We start from the raw sequence: 2,797 nt of genomic DNA, 5'->3' as shown, positions 1-2,797 counted from the left end.
GAATTCCAGCTCACGAGCGATCTTCAGGTAGCTGGCCTCCACCTTTTCGCTCGCCTTGAAGAGGTCCGCCAATCTCAGGCCGAGATCGAGGCGCGGACCCGCTGGCGGTTGCGCCACCTCGAGCTGCTCCGCGGGCTCAAGGGTGAAACGCATGGGGATGCGGACCTTCCCGCCGGCGACGGGCCGTCCGCCGACGTGCCTCGGCCGCATCCGGAAGGTGGGCGCCAGCGACAGCGTTGCGTGGCCAAAGCCGAGCCCCGCGGGCCTCTCGACGTCGGTTTTGCAGTCCCGGAGCTCGCCCAGATCGCTCGTTCCGCAGGAGATCACGGCATAGCCGGGGAGCATCAATCGACGGGCGATCTCGGGGTAGGCGGCGGCGAGGTCTTCGCCGGAGGGGCGCCGCAGCCAGTCCGGAGGCGTGTCCGCGGCCGGCGCGGCAACAGCCGGTGCCGCTGAGCCGGCCGCGAGCGCCAAGGCCGCGAGCCGGGCGAGGATGCGCCGATTGGCCCACGCGCCGAGCTGGTGAAAAACGTGCAGAATCAGCTTTGAACCCTATATAACGAAGCAAGTTTCGCGGGTTTCACGCCCGCAGCCTAGGCGCCGTCGGGCCGCAGGGCCACTTCTTCCCGCAGACGCGCCCCCATCGGACGAAGAATGAGCGAAGACACCGAAACGAACGGCAACGGCGCGGCCGAGTACGGCGCGGAGTCCATCAAGGTGCTGAAGGGCCTGGACGCGGTGCGCAAGCGCCCGGGCATGTACATCGGCGACACCGACGACGGCTCGGGGCTGCACCACATGGTCTACGAGGTGGTGGACAACGCCATCGACGAGGCCCTGGCGGGCTGGGCCACGAGGGTCGAGGTGATCCTCAATCCGGACGGCTCGTGCACGGTCACCGACGACGGCCGCGGCATCCCCACCGACATCCACGAGGGCGAAGGCGTCTCGGCGGCCGAGGTCATCATGACCCAGCTGCACGCCGGCGGTAAGTTCGACCAGAACAGCTACAAGGTCTCGGGCGGCCTGCACGGCGTGGGCGTCTCAGTCGTGAACGCCCTGTCCGACTTCCTGAAGCTGAAGATCCATCGGAACGGCCAGCAGCACGAGATGGAGTTCCGCAGGGGCGACGCGGTTTCGCCGCTGAAGGTGACCGGCGTGTCGCCCAAGCGCGAGAACGGCGAGTTCCTGACCGGCACCGAGGTCACCTTCCTCCCGTCGCTGGAGACCTTCCGCTTCATCGAGTTCGACTTGAAGACCCTGGAGCACCGCCTGCGCGAGCTGGCGTTCCTGAATTCGGGCGTGACCATCTGGCTGAAGGACCACCGCGGGGCCGAGCCCTTCGAGGAGGTCATGAGCTATGAGGGCGGCATCGAGGCCTTCGTGCGCCACCTCGACAAGGCCAAGCATCCGCTGATCAAGAGCCCGATCGTGGTGCGCGGCCGCAAGGACACCGTCGAGCTGGACATGGCGCTCTGGTGGAACGACGGCTACCACGAGAACGTCCTCTGCTTCACGAACAACATCCCGCAGCGTGACGGCGGCACCCACCTGGCGGCGTTCCGCTCGGCGCTCACGCGCATCATCACGGGCTATGCCGAGCAATCGGGCGCGGCCAAGCGCGAGAAGGTCTCGGTTTCAGGCGAGGACGCCCGCGAAGGCCTGACCTGCGTCCTGTCGGTGAAGGTGCCCGACCCGAAGTTCTCGTCGCAGACCAAGGACAAGCTGGTCTCGTCCGAGGTCCGCCCCGCCGTGGAGAACCTCGTCAGCGAGGGGCTCTCGACCTGGTTCGAGGAGCATCCGAACGAAGCCCGGATGATCGTCCAGAAGATCGCCGAGGCCGCCGCCGCCCGGGAAGCCGCCCGAAAGGCGCGGGAGCTGACCCGCCGCAAGTCGGCGCTCGACATCACCTCCCTGCCCGGCAAGCTTGCCGACTGCCAGGAGAAGGACCCCGCCAAATCGGAACTGTTCCTGGTCGAGGGTGACTCCGCCGGCGGCTCGGCCAAGCAGGCGCGAAACCGCGAGAACCAGGCGATCCTCCCCCTGCGCGGCAAGATCCTGAACGTGGAGCGGGCCCGCTTCGACAAGATGCTGTCGTCGGATCAGGTGGGCACGCTGATCACGGCGCTCGGCGCCGGCATCGGCCGCGACGACTTCGACATCGAGAAGCTGCGCTACCACAAGATCGTCATCATGACGGACGCCGACGTCGACGGCGCCCACATCCGGACCCTGCTGCTGACCTTCTTCTACCGGCAGATGCCGGAGGTGATCGAGCGGGGCTACCTCTATATCGCCCAGCCGCCGCTCTATAAGGCCGCGAAGGGCAAGTCCTCGCGCTACCTGAAGGACGACAGCGAACTCGAGACCTATCTCGTCGACGAGGGCACGGACGGCGCCATGCTGGACCTGTCGTCCGGCGAGCGGCTGGCGGGGCCCGACCTGCTGCGGCTGGTGAACGGCTCGCGGGCGGCGCGGGCCAACATCGAGCGCCTGGCGACGCGGGCGCCGGCCTTCGCCATCGAGCAGGCGGCGCTGGCCGGCCTGTTCGCCGACGGCGGCGGGGATCCCGCGGTGGCGGCCAAGCGGCTGGACCTCTACGCCGAGGAAGGCGACGGCGCCTGGACCGGCGAGAAGGGCGAACAGGGCAGCTATGTCTTCAGCCGGATCAAGCGCGGCGTGTCCGAGCGCATCGTGCTGGACGACATCCTGCTGCACGCGGCCGTCGCCCGCCGCCTGGCCGAGCGGGCCAAGGTGCTGGCGGAGTCGTTCTCGGGGGTCGCCACCTTCACCCGCA

Annotated in this window: 1 protein-coding gene and 1 pseudogene; one reads left to right on the top strand and one right to left on the bottom strand. The window is 68.3% G+C overall.

All coding sequences use genetic code 11. From position 1 onward, the window contains the following. A pseudogene (locus RIF93_RS19855) lies at positions 1–474 on the bottom strand (hypothetical protein); the annotation flags it as partial. Positions 475–654: 180 nt separating this feature from the next. Between RIF93_RS19855 and RIF93_RS19850 the strand changes: the two are divergent. Further along, positions 655–2,797, top strand: a 2,143-nt coding sequence (locus RIF93_RS19850; protein WP_309093174.1) for a DNA gyrase subunit B, incomplete at its 3' end; no start/stop codon positions are given.

It is taken from the genome of Phenylobacterium sp. (genome assembly GCF_031181185.1).
Taxonomy (GTDB): domain Bacteria; phylum Pseudomonadota; class Alphaproteobacteria; order Caulobacterales; family Caulobacteraceae; genus Phenylobacterium.
The sequence above is the reverse complement of the archived record's forward strand: the minus strand, read 5'-3'. Positions and strand labels throughout refer to the sequence as shown.